Genomic DNA, 18,259 nt, shown 5'->3' with positions numbered 1-18,259 from the left:
TAAAGGTTTACTTCGCTAAGTGGCTGATTTTCAGGTGTCAGACTTTTTGTCACTTGCTTGTCACAACGCATCCCGTAGAATCTTCACGTTTTTGAAATACTGCATTCACCCGACAGGGAACCGGTTGGGAACATCTCCCTTTGTTTTACCGTTTTTCCCCTGTTCACAGAAAAACAAATCTTATGACCTTAAAACACTGGGCCCTGGTCGGTGGGGCGGTAGCGTGCCTGAACAGCTTTGCCGCCCTGGCGGCGCCCTGGATAGAACCCGGCGACCCGCGGGCGCGATTTGCGGCCCAGAAACTGGCAGACCGTGGCCACATGGACCGCGGCGTTACCAGCTGGCCGCTGATGTGGAGCGCCGTCAAGAATGGCGCCAAGGCGTCTGCCAAAGCCGATGGGCAAGCCGTGGGCCTGGCCGAAGCTTACCTGCGCTTTGAAATGGACGAACAGGCCCATCCCGGATTTCGCGGAGAGTTAGGCGTAACAGGCCAGTCGGACATTCCCGCCATCACCGGATTTGAAAGCAACTCATTATCGAAAGCTGGTACCTCCATTAACCTGCAATGGCAGGGCGATGTCTGGGCCATGGGCCTGAACCCCACCTACGCCCACGAGCCAGACGACGACAAAAAATTCCGCCTGGACGGCTCTTATCTGGCCGCCACCGCGAAAAACTGGGTACTCGGTGCCGGTGCCATTAATCGCTGGTGGGGCCCGGGCTGGCAATCCAGCCTGATACTGTCCAGTAACGCCCGGCCGATGCCATCTGTGTGGCTGAATCGGGCGGATACTCACGCACCCGAAACGCCCTGGTTGAACTGGCTCGGCCCCTGGGATTTCACGCTGCTGGCAGGACAATACGAGAGTAATCGTGCGGTTCCCGATGCCAAGTTAATCGGAATGCGCTTCACCTTCCGGCCCATCGATGGCCTGGACATCGGCTTATCCCGCGCCATCATGTTCGGTGGCGAAGGGCGGCCAGAAGGCGCGTCCACCATCTGGAATGCCCTGATCGGCAAAGACAACGGCCAGCTGGAAGAAAACGACCCCGGCAACCAGATTGCCAGCATCGACGTTCGCTACGGTTTCGCCATCGGCCAGCAGTCCATGGGTTTGTATGCCCAGATGATGGGCGAAGACGAAGCCGGTGCCTTTCCCGCGCGAAAATCCTGGTTGCTGGGTGCAGACTGGACCAGCCAGTGGCTGAGTGGTGACCAGCAGTGGTTTGTGGAATACACCAACACCCTGGCCGACGATTTTCTCGGCAACGCCATGCCTAACATTTCGTATGACCACAGCCGCTATAACACCGGCTACCGCTACTACGGCCGCAACATGGCCACCGGTTTTGACGGCGATGCCGAAGCCCTGACGCTTGGGGCCTACCAGTTCCTGGGCGACGGCAGTAATGTCAGCGCCAAAGTCAGTTACGCCGAACTGAACAAAGACGGCGACGCCCGGGTGGTCGCCTCGGATAAAGACGTGTTTTACACCGTACCCAGCTCCGCCCAGAAGGTTGCTATTATCGACCTGGGCCTCGGCACCCGCGCGCTCAGTGGCTGGCTGGACGTTCACGTTCAGGCCACCGACAAAAAAATTGAATTCGTCAGCGGCGAAAAAGACCAATGGTCTGTTGGCGCCCGCTGGACCTACCGCTTCTGAAATAACGGATTATCGGCCCTGTGAACTTTAAAAAGCTCCTCTTACCTCTCATTAGTCTGCTGCCGCTAACGGCCACCGCGCAATCCATCAGCCCGGCCCAGATCGAGCAGTTCCGTCAGTTACCCAAAGCCCAGCAAGAGGCCCTTGCCAGCCAGTATGGTGTGGACCTGTCTGCTCTGAGCGGAAGCGGTTCAAGCGCGAACCAGCGGCCCCAGCCCGTAGAGGTGGTTGAGCCCGCGCCGGGTCGTAAAACCGAAAAGGTACAAGAGGAAAAGCAGGAAGAGGCCCTGTTGGCGAGCAAAAACGGCGGCCTGAAACCCTACGGCTACGACCTCTTCGCCGGCAGCCCCACCACCTTCGCCCCGGTTACCGAAATCCCCGTGCCCTCTGAATACACCCTGGGCCCGGGCGATGTGCTCCGGGTGCAGCTCTGGGGCAAAGAAAACCAGAATCTGGAGCTTCCGGTCAGCCGCGATGGCAGCATCAGCTTCCCGGATTCCGGCCCCATGAACGTGGCGGGCCTGAGCTTCAGCGAAGCCCGGGAACAAATCCGCAAGCAGGTTTCTGAGCAGTACATCGGTGTGCAGGCCAGCGTTACTCTGGGCGAATTACGCAGTATGCGCGTATTTGTACTGGGTGAAGCCCGCAATCCCGGCTCTTACACCGTCAGTTCCCTGTCTACCCTCACCAACGCCCTGTTTGTGTCTGGCGGCATTCAAACCACCGGTTCCCTGCGTAACATCCAGCACAAACGCAACGGCAAACTGGTTGGCACACTGGATCTTTACGACCTGTTGCTGAAAGGCGACAGCAGCGCGGACAACCGCCTGCAGCCGGGCGATGTGATTTTCATCCCCTCTGTGGGCAAGCGCGTGGGCATTGGCGGCGAAGTTTACCGCCCGGCATTGTACGAGCTTAAAAACGAAAACCGGCTGGCGGAACTGGTGCAGATCGCAGGCGGCCTGACGCCCCAGGCCTACCCCCAGCGAGTTAACATCGAACGCACCAACAGCGACTTTTTGCGAATAATTGCCGAAGCCGATTACACCCAGCGCCAGGGCCGCAACGCCAAGGTTCAGGCGGGCGATACCATCACCATTCCCTCGATTTCCGACATCACCGGCCAGTACGTGGAAATCCGCGGTGCCGCCACCCGCGCAGGCAAGTTTGCCTGGATGCCGGGAATGCGGGTGAGCTCCATCATTCAGGACCTGGACACCGACCTGGTACCCGCTGCCGACAAACGCTACGCCGCCATCGTACGCACCAACCCGAAAACCGACGCGGTTTCCGTACTGAACCTCCGGTTGCGGGAAGCCATCACCCAGCCCGGCAGCGAATTCGACCTGCAACTGGAAGAAAAAGACAAAATTCTGGTGTTTTCCGATGCTGGTAAAGTGAACGGCGGTGAAAATGGCGGCAACTACACCCGCGAAAGCCTGTTCGCCCCCGTACTCCAGCGCCTGAAAGCTCAGGCCAGGCCCGGAGCACCTCAGCAAACCATCCGCATCAGCGGCCCGGTACGCTACCCCGGCGAATACCCACTACCTGCGACTCGCAGCCTGGCAGATGCCATCTTTGTGGCGGGCGGCCTGAACGACACCGCCTCTCTGAAACACGCCGAAGTAGCCCGCTACACCACCGACGACAACGGCATTGGCCAAACCAGAATCATCAATCTGGACCTGGCTGAAGCCATGGCCGGCAACAGCATTCTCAAACTGCGCAGCCGGGACACCATTCTGATTAAATCCATCCCCCAGTTCGCCCAGAACCGAACCATCACCCTGAGTGGTGAAGTGCGCTACCCCGGCCAATACACCTTCCGGGATGGCGAAACCCTGAAAGAGGTGCTCAGGCGCGCAGGTGGCTTAACTGGCAATGCTTTCCCGGAAGGCGCGGTGTTCAGTCGAGAAAAGCTCCGCCAACTGGAGGCCCAGCGCCTGAGAGAAGCGGAAGAGCGGCTGCAGGGTGATTTGTTGGGCGTGCAGCTGGAAGGCGACAGCTTTGGCGGGCAGAACGCTGAGCGAGTAAAACAGGTAGAAAACCTGTTAGACGACGTACAAAGCAGCCGCCCGGTGGGCCGTCTGGTCATTAATTTGGCCGCTGTACTTAACGATGACCGTTATCAATCCATTCGCCTGCAAGATGGCGACTCACTAACCGTACCGTCTATCCCACAATCGGTAACCGTCTTCGGCGAAGTGCAATTCCCCACCAGCCACCTGCACCAGGCAAACCTGACCGTAGACGATTACCTCGAACGCTCTGGCGGCTCCACCCGCCAGGCAGACGAAAGCCGCGTCTACGTAGTAAAAGCCGATGGCTCCGTAATGCTGCCTGAAAATAGCCGATGGTTTGGCGGCAGAAGCCAACAACTCGAACCCGGCGACACCATCATCATGCCCATCGACGTAGACCGCCTGAACCAGCTGGAACTCTGGACCAACGTCAGCCAGATTGTCTACCAGATGGCTCTCGGCGCCGCTGCCGTGGGTAACCTCTAAGACAACCGGCCAAGGGACTGACCCTACGAGGTCAGACCCCGCAAGGCACCAAAGCATAACCAAGGAAAAATATAAGTGGCCGAACCAACCACATCACATTATCCAGACGACGAAATCGACCTCCGCGAACTCTTCGCCACCCTCTGGCGAGGCAAGTGGATTATCCTTCTATTCACCGTCGTCTTCGCCGCAGCTGGCGTCGCCTACGCCCTCAGCAAACCCAACATCTACCAGGCCAGCGTACTGCTGGCACCGGCGCAAGGTGAAGGTGGAGGCGCGAGCATCGGCGGCCAACTTGGCGGCTTGGCCAGCTTGGCCGGTATCAGCTTGGGCGGTGGTGGCGGAGGCAAAACCACCATGGCCAAGGAAGTGCTACAATCTCGAGCCTTCCTGACAAACTTTATTCATCGCCATAACCTCAACGTTCCGCTTATGGCCACGAAAGGGTGGGATATGGCCAAAGATCAGTGGGTGATTAATGAGGAAGTCTATAGTTTGAAAACTGGCGAATGGTTGACCAATGAAGATGGTAAAAGCCTCAAGCCCACCGACTGGGATCTGGTTAAACGCCTTAAAGAGTCGCTGATCGTCTCAGGCGACAAAGGCACCGGTATGATCACCCTTAGCATCAAAAGCCAATCCCCGTCGGAGGCTCAAGACTGGGCTGGAAAGCTCGTGAATGACATCAACGAGCACATGCGTAAGCAGGATGTTAAGGAGGCAGAAGCCCGCATCGCCTATTTGGAGCAAAAGCTCAGCGAAACCAACATCGCGGGTATGCAGCAGGTGTTCTACCAGCTGATTGAAAGCGAAACCCGCACGGTAATGCTGGCCAACGCCCAAAACGAATATGTTTTCAAAACTATTGATCCCGCGGTAGTGCCGCAAGAGAAAAGCGAACCCAAACGTGCTCTGATTTGCGTGGTCGCTACCATGCTGGGCGGTATGTTGGGGATCTTTACTGTGTTCGTTATAGCTTTCGTTCGTTCGGGCAAGACAGAACAGGAAAAAGGGTAAAAATGAAGTTACTAGTCACCGGCGGCGCAGGCTTCATCGGCTCCGCCGTCATCCGGCACATCATCCAAAACACCCAGGATGAAGTGATCAACCTCGACAAACTTACCTACGCCGGCAACCTCGAAAGCCTGGCAGAGGTGAGCGACAGCGAACGCTACGTCTTCGAACAAGTGGATATCTGCAACCGCAGCGAAGTAGACCGCGTACTGGCCCAGCACCAGCCAGACGCCATCATGCACCTCGCCGCTGAAAGCCACGTCGACCGCTCCATTGATGGCCCGGCCGAATTCATCGAAACTAATATCGTCGGCACCTACACCCTGCTGGAGGCCACCCGCCAATACTGGCAAGCGCTGGAAAGCAGCAAAAAAGCCAACTTCCGCTTTCACCACATAAGCACCGACGAAGTCTACGGCGACCTCCCACACCCCGATGAGTTCCCCTCTCCCCTGGAGGGAGAGGGGGAGAGGGGGGGAGACGAACTCCCACTCTTCACCGAAACTACCCCCTACGCCCCCAGCAGCCCCTACAGCGCTAGCAAAGCCAGCTCAGACCACCTCGTAAGAGCCTGGCACCGCACCTACGGCTTGCCGGTACTGGTCACTAACTGCAGCAACAACTACGGCCCCTACCACTTCCCGGAAAAGCTCATCCCGTTGATGATCCTCAACGCCCTGGAAGGCAAACCACTCCCCGTATACGGAAAAGGCGACCAAATCCGCGACTGGCTCTACGTAGAAGACCACGCCCGGGCTTTGTACAAAGTAGTCACCGAGGGCAAAACCGGCGAAACCTACAACATCGGCGGCCACAACGAAAAACAGAACATCGAAGTGGTACACACCCTGTGCGACATCCTCCAGGAGCTGCGCCCACAGGAACAAAGCTACCGGAACCTGATCACCACGGTCACCGACCGCCCCGGCCACGATCGCCGCTACGCCATAGAAGCCAGCAAAATCGAGAAAGAGTTGGGCTGGGCCCCGGAAGAAACCTTCGAAACCGGCATCCACAAAACCGTACAGTGGTACCTAGACAGCCAAGAGTGGTGCCAGCGAGTCCAAGACGGCAGTTATCAAAGAGAGCGACTGGGAGTAGATGCATGAAAGGTATTATCCTCGCAGGCGGCTCCGGCACCCGCCTCTACCCCATAACACTCGGCACCAGCAAACAACTCCTGCCGGTGTACGATAAACCCATGATCTACTACCCGCTCTCTGTACTCATGCTGGCGGGCATCCGGGACATCCTCATCATCACCACCCCGGAAGATCAGGCAGGCTTTAAGCGGGCGCTAGGCACCGGCGAACAATTCGGCATCAACCTCAACTACGCCATTCAGCCAATCCCCGATGGCCTGGCCCAAGCCTTTATCATCGGCGAAGAATTCATCGGGGATGACAGCGTATGCCTGGTACTGGGCGACAACATCTTCTACGGCCAAGGCTTTACCCCCAAGCTCAAGCAAGCCGCCGAAAATGCAAAATCAGGCAAAGGCGCCACCGTATTCGGCTATCAGGTGAAAGACCCGGAACGCTTCGGCGTAGTGGAATTTGATGACAACCACCAGGCCATTTCCATTGAAGAAAAGCCCGAAAAGCCAAAATCCCACTACGCCGTTACCGGCCTGTACTTCTACGACAACCGGGTAGTAGACATCGCCAAACAGGTAAAACCCAGCCAACGGGGCGAACTGGAAATCACCTGCGTCAACCGCGCCTATTTAGAGCAGGGCAACCTGAACGTAGAATTGCTGGGCCGCGGCTTTGCCTGGTTGGACACCGGTACCCACGAAAGCCTGCTGGAAGCGGCGCAGTTTGTTGAAACCATCGAAAAACGCCAGGGCTACAAAATCGCCTGCCTGGAAGAAATCGCATTCAACCAGCACTGGCTCAGTAAAGACCAACTGCTGGCCCAGGCCGCCCAGCTCAAAAAGAACGGCTACGGCGAATACCTGATGGACATTGCGAGAGACGCTTAATGATACCGGTAACCAAGCCCTATCTCCCCAACCGGGACAAGCTCAAAGCCTACATAGACGGCATCTACGACCGCCAATGGCTAACCAACAACGGCCAACTGGTGCAAGAGCTCACCCAACGGCTGGAAGCCTACCTGGGCGTAGAAAACCTGCTGCTGGTATCCAACGGCACCCTGGCCCTGCAAATTGCCTACCGCGCACTGGGCGTGAGCGATGCAGACCGAAACCAGAAACCCGAAGCCATCACCACGCCGTTTAGCTTCGTGGCCACCGCCAGCTCCCTGAAATGGGAAGGCGTGCAACCGATATTTGCAGACATAGACCCAAACACCTGGTGCCTGGCCCCCGATAACATCGAAGCCGCCATCACCCCCAACACCCGCGCCATCGTACCCGTGCACGTATTCGGCAACGCCTGCAACGTAGAAGCCATTGGCGAGATTGCCCAAAAGCACAACCTGAAAGTCATTTACGATGCCTCCCACGCCTTCGGTGTCACCTACAACGGCGAAAGCCTACTTAAACACGGCGACGCAGCTACCCTGAGCTTCCACGCCACCAAGCTATTCCACACCGGCGAGGGCGGGGCGATTATCTTCAAGCGCAAGGAAGACCTGGAGCGGGCGAAGAAAATGATCAACTTCGGCATCGCCGGGCCGGAGAGTATTGAAGAGCTGGGCATTAACGCCAAGATGAATGAGCTCCAGGCTGCCATGGGCCTGTGCGTGCTAGACGAAATGCAAGAAAACCTGCAAGTCCGCGAACAGTTGTGGCAGCGCTACCAGCAAGCACTGCCGGTAAACCTGCAACTGCAGGCCCGGCACGAAGCCCTCGGTTACAACTACGCCTACTTCCCCGCAGTGTTTGAAAGCGAAGAACAGCCCGTACGTGTGGCCGCCACGCTCAGGGAAAACGGCGTGCTGGCAAGGCGGTATTTTTATCCTTCACTGGAATCGGTGGAGTGCCTGGGTGCGCAGGCGGCGCAGCCAGTGTCTCAGGACATAGCCAGCCGGATACTGTGTTTGCCGATTTATGCAGACCTGAGTCCGGACAGCCAGAACATAATCATGGAAATCATGAAAGAGGTGATTGACGGATGAAGAAGATTCTATTTTTGGGTGGTGCGCCAACACAGATACCGCCCATTAAATATGCCTTGGAGCAAGGCCATCACGTTATCACTCTGGATTACCTTCCGGAGAACCCGGGCCACAAGCTGGCGCACAAGTACTACAACGTCTCGACTACAGACAAAGACGCAGTGCTAGAAGTGGCGCAGGCGGAGAAAATTGATGGCATCGTAGCATATGCATCAGACCCCGCCGCGCCCACAGCCGCCTATGTGGCGGAGAAAATGGGCCTTCCGGGTAACCCCTACGAGGCTGTTGAAATTCTTGCACGCAAGGACCTGTTCCGGGATTTCCTCGCCAAGCACAACTTTAACGTGCCTCGCTCAAAATCTTTCTACGATGAAAGCGAAGCCAAGGTATGGTTTGATGAGATTGGTGTTCCAGCCTTTGTGAAACCAGTGGATTCGTCTGGCAGCAAGGGGGTTACGCACTTGCAGAATGCGGCTGACTTTCACGCCGCTTTCGAACACGCACTGAAGTTCTCACGTAAGAAGAAGGTAGTCGTTGAGGAGAAAATCGAGCGCAAGGGCTACCAAGTCGACAGCGACATTTTCATGGCTGACGGGCAGTTGGCGTTCTGGGCTTGGGGCAACCAGCACCAAGATCAGGCATGCCACCCTTATGCGCCCGTCGCAATCAGCTATCCGTCAGTTTTGCCTGATAGTGTTCAAGAAAAAGCGAAAGACGTAGTTACCTCGCTATTGCAGTTGCTGGGCTTCAGAGTCGGTGCATTTAATGTTGAGTTTGTCGTTGATGCAGACGACAAAGTCTGGATTATAGAAATTGGGCCAAGGAATGGCGGAAATCTGATCCCTCAGGTTTTGAAGTATGCGACAGGTGTCGACATGATTGCTTCTACTGTTGATGCCGCTCTTGGTAACACCTTGCCAGAAACAATGCAAAAGACTGTGGTGGGATGCTGGTCAAGCGTAATAGTGCACTCGCGGGACGAGGGGAAATTTTCGGAATTGTGGCTCTCTGAACGTGCAAAGAACTATATCGTTGAGGAAGATGTTCAGGTCCAGCCGGGAAAACAAGTAAACGTCTTCAGCGGATCTCACGATACATTGGGCACAATGATTTTGAAGTATCCGAGCCAGGAAACAATGCTGGATATGCTCGACAACATGGAGCGGGATATTCGTGTTCTTGTCGAATGATTTCGAGAGAAAGGATGCAACAGTTTTGAGGATAGATTTGTCATGAAAAAAGTATGCGTTATCGGTGCTTCCGGCAGCTTAGGGCGTGGTGTTATAAGCTATTTGAAAAAAAATCATGACGTAACGGCGACATACTCGAGAAACTCATTTTCAGAGCCAGGTGTTACGGTAAATCAGGTGGATATAAAAAGCCCCGAAAGCTTAAATAATCTCGGGAGCGATTTTGACTCTGTCGTTATGATAGCTGGTGCAATGCCTGCGACTATGGCCGGATATGAGCCCCAGCGATATATCGATACAAACATCACAGGCACCCTGAACGTTTTGGAGTACTGCAGGAAGTCAAATATAAAAAAGATCATTTATATTATGACATTCTCAGACGTCTCACATAAGTTCTATAATGGAGTCCCGATCGAGAGCGACGATTCGCGCGGCTTGACGCTTACTGGCGACCACGCAGTTTATGCAGTTTCTAAGGTTGCTGCTTGTGACCTGATTGAGCATTATCATCAGGAGTACGGACTACAAACCATCATTTTCCGGATTCCAACCGTTTACTGCGCCGATGACAATTTTAATTATTATGTAGATGGCGAGTTGAAGACCAAAGCCTATGTTCAGATGCTGAGGTCGATCGTGTCGGATGGAAAAGTAGAAGTATGGGGAAATCCAGAACATGCCAAAGACATGCCATACATCAAAGACTTCTCCCGGCTGATTAGTCTTGGTGTAGAGCATCCGACAGCCCAAGGCGTATTTAACGCCGGCACAGGGCAGCCTGTCACCTTACAAGAGCTGGTCGATACAATGATCGAAGTCTTTGCGGAAGGGCAGTCTGTAGAGGTTATTGCCAGGCCGGAGAAGCCCTCGCAGCCCAATTTCACCTTTGATATGAGCAAAACAAGTGAGGTTTTTGGCTTCCACCCTGAGTGGAATGCCAAAGAAATGTTCGAAGATATTAAAAATACCCTGGGTGTAGAGGCGTTTAAGAAATGACGACTCCCAGGATACTGCTTCATCTCGGTTTGCCAAAAACTGCCACAAGCTCGCTTCAGCACAATGTTCTGAAAAAATTGCATGAGCAAAAGAGAATAAATTTTCTTGGAAAGTGTCTGGACTATAACTTGGAGACCAAAGAACTTAAGGTCGATAATTACAAAGGAAAGTTTATTAGAGATTGTGCAGAGGGAAAGGTATCAGTTGAAGTTGCACGTCAAAATTTGGCAGATTTAGTCGACCCTGAGAAAGTTAATGTATTTAGCGATGAGGGAATAATGGTTGCTTATCCCGGGAAGGATAATCTTCCACTTTCTCAGAAGTTTAAAGGTCTCGTAAAGGTGCTTGAGGGATACAATGTGCAAGTTGTAGTCACCCTTCGAGATCCAGTTGATTATTTGTACTCGCTGTACGTAGAGCTGTATCCGGACCACTGTTCGAATGTGAGGAGTGTTAATTCTATAAATAAGTACGTTGATAAGCTGTTTAATTCCACTGAGGATGTTCTTTTTGAGTCATTTTTCTTTGATAAATGGATCAACGATTTAGGTAAAAATTTCGAGCTTTCAGTTCTGCATTATGAAGGGCTGGCACGTGGCGATGAGCGCGAAGTGAGCACATGGGCAGAAGCACTGGGTGTTAGCAAGGATGAGTTTCGCCATCTATTCAACTCAAAAAAAGTGAATGTTAAGGCTAAGACAGGAAAGGAAGTCAAGAAGATAAAGGATTTAAAGGGGTTGGAGATAAAGCTTAGGCTGATCGCTGCTAAATTTTGGCCTGTTTATGCGTTTTTGCGCTGGACATACAATACAAGCGGACTGAAGAAGATTTTTAATTATAGGTTTGTATCCAGTAAAACCCATGAATACCCAAGTGGATCCACATTGGGTAGACTCCGCGAGCTGCTTGAATCAAGCGCAAGAAGCAGTGATGAATTTTAAATGAAGGCTATGAACCGAAAAATCGGTGCCGGTGTATTGTGGAACCTTGCGAGCCTGTTCCTTACCCGCGGTGCCAGTACCATTTTCATGCTGTTTCTGGCCCGCATGCTGGCACCGGAAGCCTTTGGTTTGGTTGCCATGGCAGCCGTGGTGTTCGAACTGGCCAATGCGTTCATTAACTCGGGCCTGGGCGCGGCATTGATCCGCAGTAAGGAAGTGTCTGATGCCGACCTGAACACCGTGTTTTACACCAACCTCGGCCTAAGCCTCGCCGCGTATGCCGCCATTTTCGCCGGGGCGCCATATATCGCCGCTTTCTACAGTCAGCCGGAACTGACGGCACTGTTGCAGGTGATGGCCCTTGTGGTGTTCATCAATGCCGCAAAGATTGTTCAATCAGCGGTGCTAAGCCGCGAGATGGACTTCAAAACCCAAATGAAGGCCAACACCCTAGCCGCTGTGGTGTCTGGCATTCTGGCCGTGACAGCGGCTTACCAGGGTTGGGGAGTGTGGAGCCTGGTGGTGCAGATGTTCAGCCAGGCCACAGTTTCTGCAGCGATTCTCTGGATGACCAGCAACTGGCGGCCGGCCTGGCAGTTTTCCACTGAATCGTTCACACGGCTGTTCGCATTTGGCCGCCACTTGCTTGCTGAAGGCCTGCTTCAGGTTGCATTTCTGAATTCTTATGTTTTGGTCATTGGTCGTTTTTTTAGTGCTGAACTAACAGGGCTCTATTTTTTTGCACAGAAACTAAGCAATTTGATTTCCAAGCAGCTGACCGAGGCCGTTCAGCAAGCTACTCTGCCGGCTCTGGCGACTTTACAAGACGACAACGCAACCCTTAAGTACAAGTATCGACAGATCATGCAGCTCATGATGTTTCTGATTGCGCCCATCATGATGCTGCTGGCGGCGTTAGCGCCCTTGCTAATCAGTCTGGTATTTGACGAAAAATGGCAAGGCGCAGTGCCATACCTGCAACTGCTGTGCGTGGTAGGGATGATTTACCCCCTCCACGCCCTGAACATGAACCTGCTCAACGTAAAAGGTCGCTCCGATCTGGTTTTCAAAGTCGGCCTGGTCAAAAAAGCCGTTAACCTGACGATGCTGTTCCTGGCCATACCCTACGGCGTATTGGGCATTGTTGTATCCCAGGTTATTGCCACTTTCCTGGCGCTCATACCAAACACCTATTTCTCTGCCAGGCTGGTTGGCTACTCCACCGGTGAGCAAGTGAAAGATGTAATCAAACCCATCGGCGCCGCAATGCTGGCCGGAGCATGTGCATGGTGGAGCGCATACGCCATACCAGCGCACCCGATGATTGTGTTGATGCTCTCCGGGGTTGCAGGGGCGGGAATATACATACTCGCCAGCCTTATCATTCGCGCCGAAGGGGCGTTGATGCTGTTGGGTAAGGTGTCCGGCCGGCTTCAGCGTGCATAGGTTTTTCGAAAAGTAGGATTTTATGTCAATTGAGCATTTGAAAACGGGTGATTTGGTGCCTAAGCCGCCGGAGCCGAAGTCGGAAGCGGAGATTATTGCGGGGTGGAAGGGAGATTGGGATAAGCCTGTTGTAAGCATATGTTGCATAACCTTTAATCACCAAAGCTATATCGAAGACGCTATTAGGGGGTTTCTGAGTCAAGTTACAGACTTTCCGTTTGAAATATTAATCAATGACGATGCGTCAGCTGATCAGACTCCGAAGATAATAAAAAGTTATGCTGACCGTTATCCGAAAATCATTAAACCGATCATCCAAGATGAAAACCAGTTTTCCAAACGGGTAAGTCCGAATATCTCTTTCAATTTTCCTCGCGCCAAGGGCGAATTTATTGCTCTATGTGAGGGAGATGACTTTTGGTTGTCTACAGACAAAATCCGTAAACAAGTGTCCGTACTGCGGAATCATCCGGATAGTGTCCTATGCTTTCATGATGCTCGGAAAATTGACGAGAGCGGCTTGTATATAGACGATATGATTCCCTGTAATCAAAGGTATTTAACCCGAACGGAGCTCGCTAAGGCACCTTTTTCACCGACGCTAACGAGGATGTTCAGAAATGTCGGCTTTCCGTGGGGTAATGAGCGAGATCTGCCTACGGCTATGGATGTGTGTCTGGCGGCTTATTTGAGTAAATTTGGTGGCGCTGTATACCTTGGTAATGAGGTTTTGTCGGCTTATCGGGTTCATTGCGGCGGTGTCTGGTCTCTAAAAAATCAGTGCCAGAAGACCAGAATGACAGTCGACTCAAGGTTGTATATGGCAGCCCACTTCAGGCTCGAAAGGGATGAGCCAGATGCTGAAGATGCGTTTGATTATCACATGGCCTTAGCGGTAAAGACTATTTTGGATCAGCTGAAGTTGTCTATTGCGATAAAGTCCGTGTGCAGATATTTTTCTTTTAGGGGTTATGCTGGGCTCAGAGGAGTCAGTGTACGTGTGGCCCGCAGCTTGATAACTATAATCCGGAGCCGGTAATGCTCGAATCTGAATTCTCTGTTGCAGTAGTGATTCCGGCATATAATGTTGAGTCGTATATAGGAGAGGCCATTGAATCTGTACTCAATCAGCCTCTTAAACCGGATGAGATTATCATCGTAAATGATGGCAGCACAGATGGCACACGAAGAGTTATTGAAAAGTACGAGTCTAATCCTCTTGTTAGCGTGATAGACAAGGAAAATCAGGGGCTAGGCCCTGCGCGCAATACTGGGTTGGAAGCCTCATCATCACGCTATGTTTATTTTTTTGATTCAGACGATGTTATGGCTGAAAACTTCATGGAAGTTATTTTCAAAGTTGTTTCGGATTATGAGAGCCCGGATTTAATTGTATTTTCTGGGCATGCATTTTTTGATGGAGGTCAAGACGTCGGATTTACCCCGCTCGACTACAAAAGGAAAGTAGAAGCTTGCTATGAGACGGGCCCTCAGCTTTGTCGTGAGCTTATGCTAAATGGATCTCTATTTGCCAGTGCTTGCCTCTATGTCTCAAAAAGATCCGTTTGGCTCAATTCCGGCCTTCGATTTAAGCCAATAGTCCATGAAGATGAGGAAGTGCTTCTACCTTTGTGTTTTTCTGTAAATCGATGTTGCTCGATAACCGAGGTTCTGTTCCATAGGAGAGTAAGAGCTGGTTCAATTATGACAGAGAGGGTCACCAAACGAAACGTCCAAGGTATGGTGCAGGTGTTAACAACATTGCTTTGCATTAGGGAGGAAAAGTCAAACCTGGTACAGCCTAATATAGACCTGTGGCGAACCAGAGTGCAGACAATGCTGCTTGGAACTTTTGCTAAATCGATTCTATCCGGTTTATTTTTTCCGAACGCTACAATGCTGAAGGCTTTTTATAAGGCATTTTCGTTGAAATTAGTTTTTCAGGTATTGTGGGTGTATGCCGTGTTTTCTTTTAAGTGGATTCGAGGGGGTAAGTCTTAATCGGCATTCAACACCCTGCTCGAGCGCTATCTTAATCATGTGCTTTCTCTGGGGCGCTTTTGCCGACCTCTCGGGTGGACTTGATATTTTCTCCCGCAATCCGCAGTAGGACGTCGATTTCGAGGTTAGGCAGCGGCCCTGATCCAGCTGATCCAGCTGATCCGCAACGATAAAGCCCGGTGGGCAGCTGCGATATTCTCTCTGGTTGCACAGTGCGACACCGCCCTGTCACTTTTATTCAGAGAGTTTGTTGGCGGGCGCTGGTCTCTAAACCGGTCGTTGATCAGCACTGACGGTATTCTCTGCCGTCCAGTGCTGATAGGTGCGTAAACTCAAACTCAGCAAGGTACAGGCCTAGAACAGCGGGTCTCCGCTACCCTGAGCTTGTTGGACCGATGTAACCGCCAGCGGCCGTTTCTGCTAAGGCTTTTCTTTGCGCCGTAGCTCTGCTTCAAGTTTTCTAACTCGCTCTTTCTTTACTCGTACTACTTGTCGATTCTGCTTAGTCTGTCCATCAGGCTCACCGCAGCGTTGTTTGCCGAGGAGTCCAAGTAAAGTGTCGCTTCATCAGGGCTCACCAGAGTGAATTTCGAGTCCGTGTTATGTTCCGAGTTCTAGGCGTCCACTTCAGTGGCTCCTATGCCTGGCTAAATGCACAGAAAGCCCTCGCACCAAGGCCAACCCGCCGCTTGGAGGGACTGATCAAATTGGCCTGGCTCGAAAGTGGTGGCGTGTATGGCTATCGGAGCATCACCCTGGATCTCAAATACCTCGGTGAGAGGTGCAGTAAAAATCGGATGTATCGATTGATGAAGGCTGAAGATATCCGCGCTCAGCGCGGCTATAAACACCACAAAGGCTACTACGGCGGGGAACCTGCTCACATCGTGCCCAATCACGTGGATCCCGATTTTCAGGCTCAGAAGCCGAACGAACGTCGGGTGGCTGACATCACCTACATTCGGACCCACGAAGGCTTTTTGTACCTTGCCACCGTTCTGGGCCTGTTCTCCCAGCAAATTGTGGGCTGGTCCATGAAGCCACGGGTGTCGACGGACCTCGTTATGAGCGCCTTACTAATGGATTCCTAGCGGCGCAGACCGAAGCAGGAGGTCCTGATTCATTTAGATCAAGGCTCTCAATACGCCAGCGGTGAATGGAAAGATTTCCTGAAGGACCACCGTTTGAAGCCGAATATGAGCCGTCGCGGAAACTGTCACAACAATGCGGTTGCGGAAAGCTTTTTCTCATTACTCAAAAGTGAGCGAGTGAAGTGGAAAATCTACAAAGATCGGGAGACAGCCCGGCAGGATATCTTCGATTAAATCGAGATGTTTTATAACCCGGTTCGCCGTCACGGCAACAATGGTGGTTTGTCGCCGGTGGACTTCGAAAAGCAGTACTTCAGAAAGCTGCCAGATGTCTAAGATATCGGGGGCTTGTCAGTAAGCAAAATTTAGGCCAGTTTATGGGTAAGTGTCTTAATGTAGTATATCTTTGCGATTTCGATCTCACGAAAAGTACGGGGAAGGATAGGGCCACCCGCCAGAAATTATCTGCATTGGGAGGTCTGGTTAATGATTTAGTGGTTGTCAGTAATCCGTTCGAAAGTCAATTTTTTAAAATTTTGGCAATATTTTTTATTGACATTAAAGCGTCTGTGATTCTGTTTTTTCGAAAGCCCGATGTGTTTATTAGTCGGGGCTACTCTGGCTGGCTTTCTATGGTGACTGCTAGGGCGTTATCTATAAAGACTGCCCGTGAAATTCACGCAGATGCACTTGAGGAGCTTTCCTTGTTACCGTATCGCGGTGTTAAGCTAAAGGCGTTAGGGTTATTGGCAAGGCACGCGCACAAAATGGATCTTTCCGCCGATGTTAGAATATTTAACCATCCCGACCTCATGGAGGGGTACAGAAAAAGAGGAATAAATGGGGAGCAGGATTTCTTTACGTACAATGGTTATGCTCCCGGTGAAAGAAGCTACCTTTCCCGATCGCAAGCGAGAGAGAAATTTGGTTTCTCGCAAGACGATCGGATACTTGTTTTTGTTGGTGCGGCGTCTAAATGGCACGGTGTGGAATACTTGGTTGAGCTACAGAGAGAGTTTGATCAAAGGGGTGAAAATATAAAAGTTGTATTCGGTGGAGGTGATATAACGGAGTTTGATAGAGAAAGAGTATGTATTAATTTTACACCGCTAGATGGCCACGGCTGCGCTGAGCTTATAAGGGCTGCAGATTTCTGTCTGCTGCCAGTCAAGAAAAACAGATTGAGCCCAGGAAGCCCTCTAAAACTATATGATTATATTTCAAATGAAAGGTTTGTTTTTTCTCAAAAAGAAACTAATGGCTACTCAGATGAGGTTGAGAGGCTTAATATTGGAATATCTGTAGATTTTACGACCCCTTCGATAGCCAGTTGTCAAATTATAGATGCGTTCATAGAAAGTTGGCCTGAAGATTATCCTCAGTGCAAAACATCCTGGGAAGATAGAATGGCACACTGGGTGTCCAATCTGAGTTTGAAGCGCCAGTAGAGTAGTTGAGTGTATTTGAACGTCGCCACCATAAACAGAGTTCTGAATATTAAATTTTTACTGTCTATAGAGGGAATTAATTGGAAATTGCTTCCACTGCATATCATGCCTTGAGTGCGTTTTTGGTATTCATGTTAGGTTTGACGCTCTCCGTCATTATAGGTCGTAAGTTTGGTTTGCGTACCGGTGGAGCACTTATATTATATGTTTGGCACACCCTGTTTTCGATGTTTTATTGTTGGTATGTTCTGAATTCGGGTGGTGACGCGCTGTCATATTTTCGATGGGGGCAGAACTGGGCCGGTGAGCTTCAAGTGGGAACGGCCGGAGTTGTTATGATATCCGGTATATTGGTTAATATTTTTGGTTTGTCGCTGATTGGAGCTTTTTTGGTTTTTAATATATTCGGGCAAATAGGACTGCTAGCCTTTTGGGCGAGTCTTAAGGCGGGAGTCGCAGGAAAGCCGCGGCATATCCGAGCATTAGCAACTCTTATAGTGTTTCTTCCCTCTGTGAGTTTTTGGAGTTCGGCTTTAGGTAAAGACGCAATTTCATTTATGGCTACTGGCTTAGCCCTTTGGAGCTCTATTAATTTATCTCGGCGTAGCTTTTTAATGGTTTTCGCCATCAGTGCAATGTTCTTTGTGCGTCCCCATATGGCTGGTTTCATGGTGATGGCGATTGCCATCGCGGTATTGGTGGACAGCAATGTCTCAGTTATAAAGAAAATTGTGGTAGCGATCTTTTTTGGCGCAGTTGCCGCTGTGCTAATTCCTTTTGCGCTGAAGTACGCGGGGCTTAGTGCGGTCGTTAGTGTTGAATCAGTAGCCGAGTACATTGATAAGCGGCAGACTTACAATGTGGAAGGGGGGGG

Annotated in this window: 15 protein-coding genes and 1 pseudogene; all 16 read left to right on the top strand. The window is 51.8% G+C overall.

Features of this window, described 5'->3' with window-relative positions:
• The first annotated feature begins 182 nt into the window (after positions 1-182).
• Entirely contained in the window at positions 183-1,664 is a 1,482-nt protein-coding gene (locus ACP2AU_RS11440) for a capsule assembly Wzi family protein (RefSeq protein WP_426376328.1), read from the top strand.
• Between the two features lie 20 nt (positions 1,665-1,684).
• Entirely contained in the window at positions 1,685-4,171 is a 2,487-nt protein-coding gene (locus tag ACP2AU_RS11435; RefSeq protein WP_426376327.1) for an SLBB domain-containing protein, read from the top strand.
• Between the two features lie 75 nt (positions 4,172-4,246).
• A complete protein-coding gene (locus ACP2AU_RS11430; RefSeq protein WP_426376326.1) occupies positions 4,247-5,188 on the top strand; it encodes a Wzz/FepE/Etk N-terminal domain-containing protein in 942 nt (313 codons plus the stop codon).
• A gap of 2 nt (positions 5,189-5,190) precedes the next feature.
• On the top strand, positions 5,191-6,294 hold the full coding sequence (gene rfbB, locus ACP2AU_RS11425) for a dTDP-glucose 4,6-dehydratase (protein ID WP_426376325.1): 1,104 nt from the start codon (positions 5,191-5,193) through the stop codon (positions 6,292-6,294).
• Entirely contained in the window at positions 6,291-7,169 is an 879-nt protein-coding gene (rfbA, locus tag ACP2AU_RS11420; protein ID WP_426376324.1) for a glucose-1-phosphate thymidylyltransferase RfbA, read from the top strand. Before rfbB ends, rfbA begins: the two co-directional genes overlap by 4 nt.
• Positions 7,169-8,269: a DegT/DnrJ/EryC1/StrS family aminotransferase gene (locus ACP2AU_RS11415; protein ID WP_426376323.1), complete on the top strand. Its 1,101-nt coding sequence runs from the start codon at positions 7,169-7,171 to the stop codon at positions 8,267-8,269. The genes rfbA and ACP2AU_RS11415 overlap by 1 nt, the downstream gene beginning before the upstream one ends.
• Positions 8,266-9,459, top strand: coding sequence for an ATP-grasp domain-containing protein (locus ACP2AU_RS11410; protein ID WP_426376321.1), 1,194 nt, complete (start codon positions 8,266-8,268; stop codon positions 9,457-9,459). The genes ACP2AU_RS11415 and ACP2AU_RS11410 overlap by 4 nt, the downstream gene beginning before the upstream one ends.
• 42 nt (positions 9,460-9,501) lie before the next feature.
• Positions 9,502-10,458: an NAD-dependent epimerase/dehydratase family protein gene (locus ACP2AU_RS11405; protein WP_426376320.1), complete on the top strand. Its 957-nt coding sequence runs from the start codon at positions 9,502-9,504 to the stop codon at positions 10,456-10,458.
• A complete protein-coding gene (locus ACP2AU_RS11400; RefSeq protein ID WP_426376318.1) occupies positions 10,455-11,399 on the top strand; it encodes a hypothetical protein in 945 nt (314 codons plus the stop codon). The genes ACP2AU_RS11405 and ACP2AU_RS11400 overlap by 4 nt, the downstream gene beginning before the upstream one ends.
• Positions 11,400-12,845 carry a lipopolysaccharide biosynthesis protein gene (locus tag ACP2AU_RS11395; RefSeq protein WP_426376316.1) on the top strand — a complete coding sequence of 482 codons (1,446 nt, stop codon included), beginning with the start codon at positions 11,400-11,402 and terminating at the stop codon, positions 12,843-12,845. It abuts the gene before it with no gap.
• A 22-nt stretch (positions 12,846-12,867) separates the two neighbouring features.
• On the top strand, positions 12,868-13,884 hold the full coding sequence (locus ACP2AU_RS11390) for a glycosyltransferase (protein WP_426376315.1): 1,017 nt from the start codon (positions 12,868-12,870) through the stop codon (positions 13,882-13,884).
• Positions 13,884-14,846, top strand: a complete 963-nt coding sequence (locus tag ACP2AU_RS11385; RefSeq protein ID WP_426376314.1) for a glycosyltransferase family 2 protein — start codon at positions 13,884-13,886, stop codon at positions 14,844-14,846. Before ACP2AU_RS11390 ends, ACP2AU_RS11385 begins: the two co-directional genes overlap by 1 nt.
• Before the next feature lie 602 nt (positions 14,847-15,448).
• Positions 15,449-15,937: an IS3 family transposase gene (locus tag ACP2AU_RS11380; protein WP_426376312.1), complete on the top strand. Its 489-nt coding sequence runs from the start codon at positions 15,449-15,451 to the stop codon at positions 15,935-15,937.
• Positions 15,938-16,072: 135 nt separating this feature from the next.
• Positions 16,073-16,273, top strand: a pseudogene (locus tag ACP2AU_RS11375) (IS3 family transposase); the annotation flags it as partial.
• Between the two features lie 41 nt (positions 16,274-16,314).
• Entirely contained in the window at positions 16,315-17,385 is a 1,071-nt protein-coding gene (locus ACP2AU_RS11370; protein WP_426376311.1) for a hypothetical protein, read from the top strand.
• A gap of 80 nt (positions 17,386-17,465) precedes the next feature.
• A partial coding sequence (locus tag ACP2AU_RS11365; protein WP_426376310.1) for a hypothetical protein occupies positions 17,466-18,259 on the top strand: 794 nt, incomplete at its 3' end.

The organism is Marinobacter sp. VGCF2001 (genome assembly GCF_049943275.1).
Taxonomy (GTDB): Bacteria; Pseudomonadota; Gammaproteobacteria; order Pseudomonadales; family Oleiphilaceae; genus Marinobacter.
Note: the sequence above shows the minus strand (reverse complement) of the source record. Positions and strands in the feature narration are given on the sequence as shown.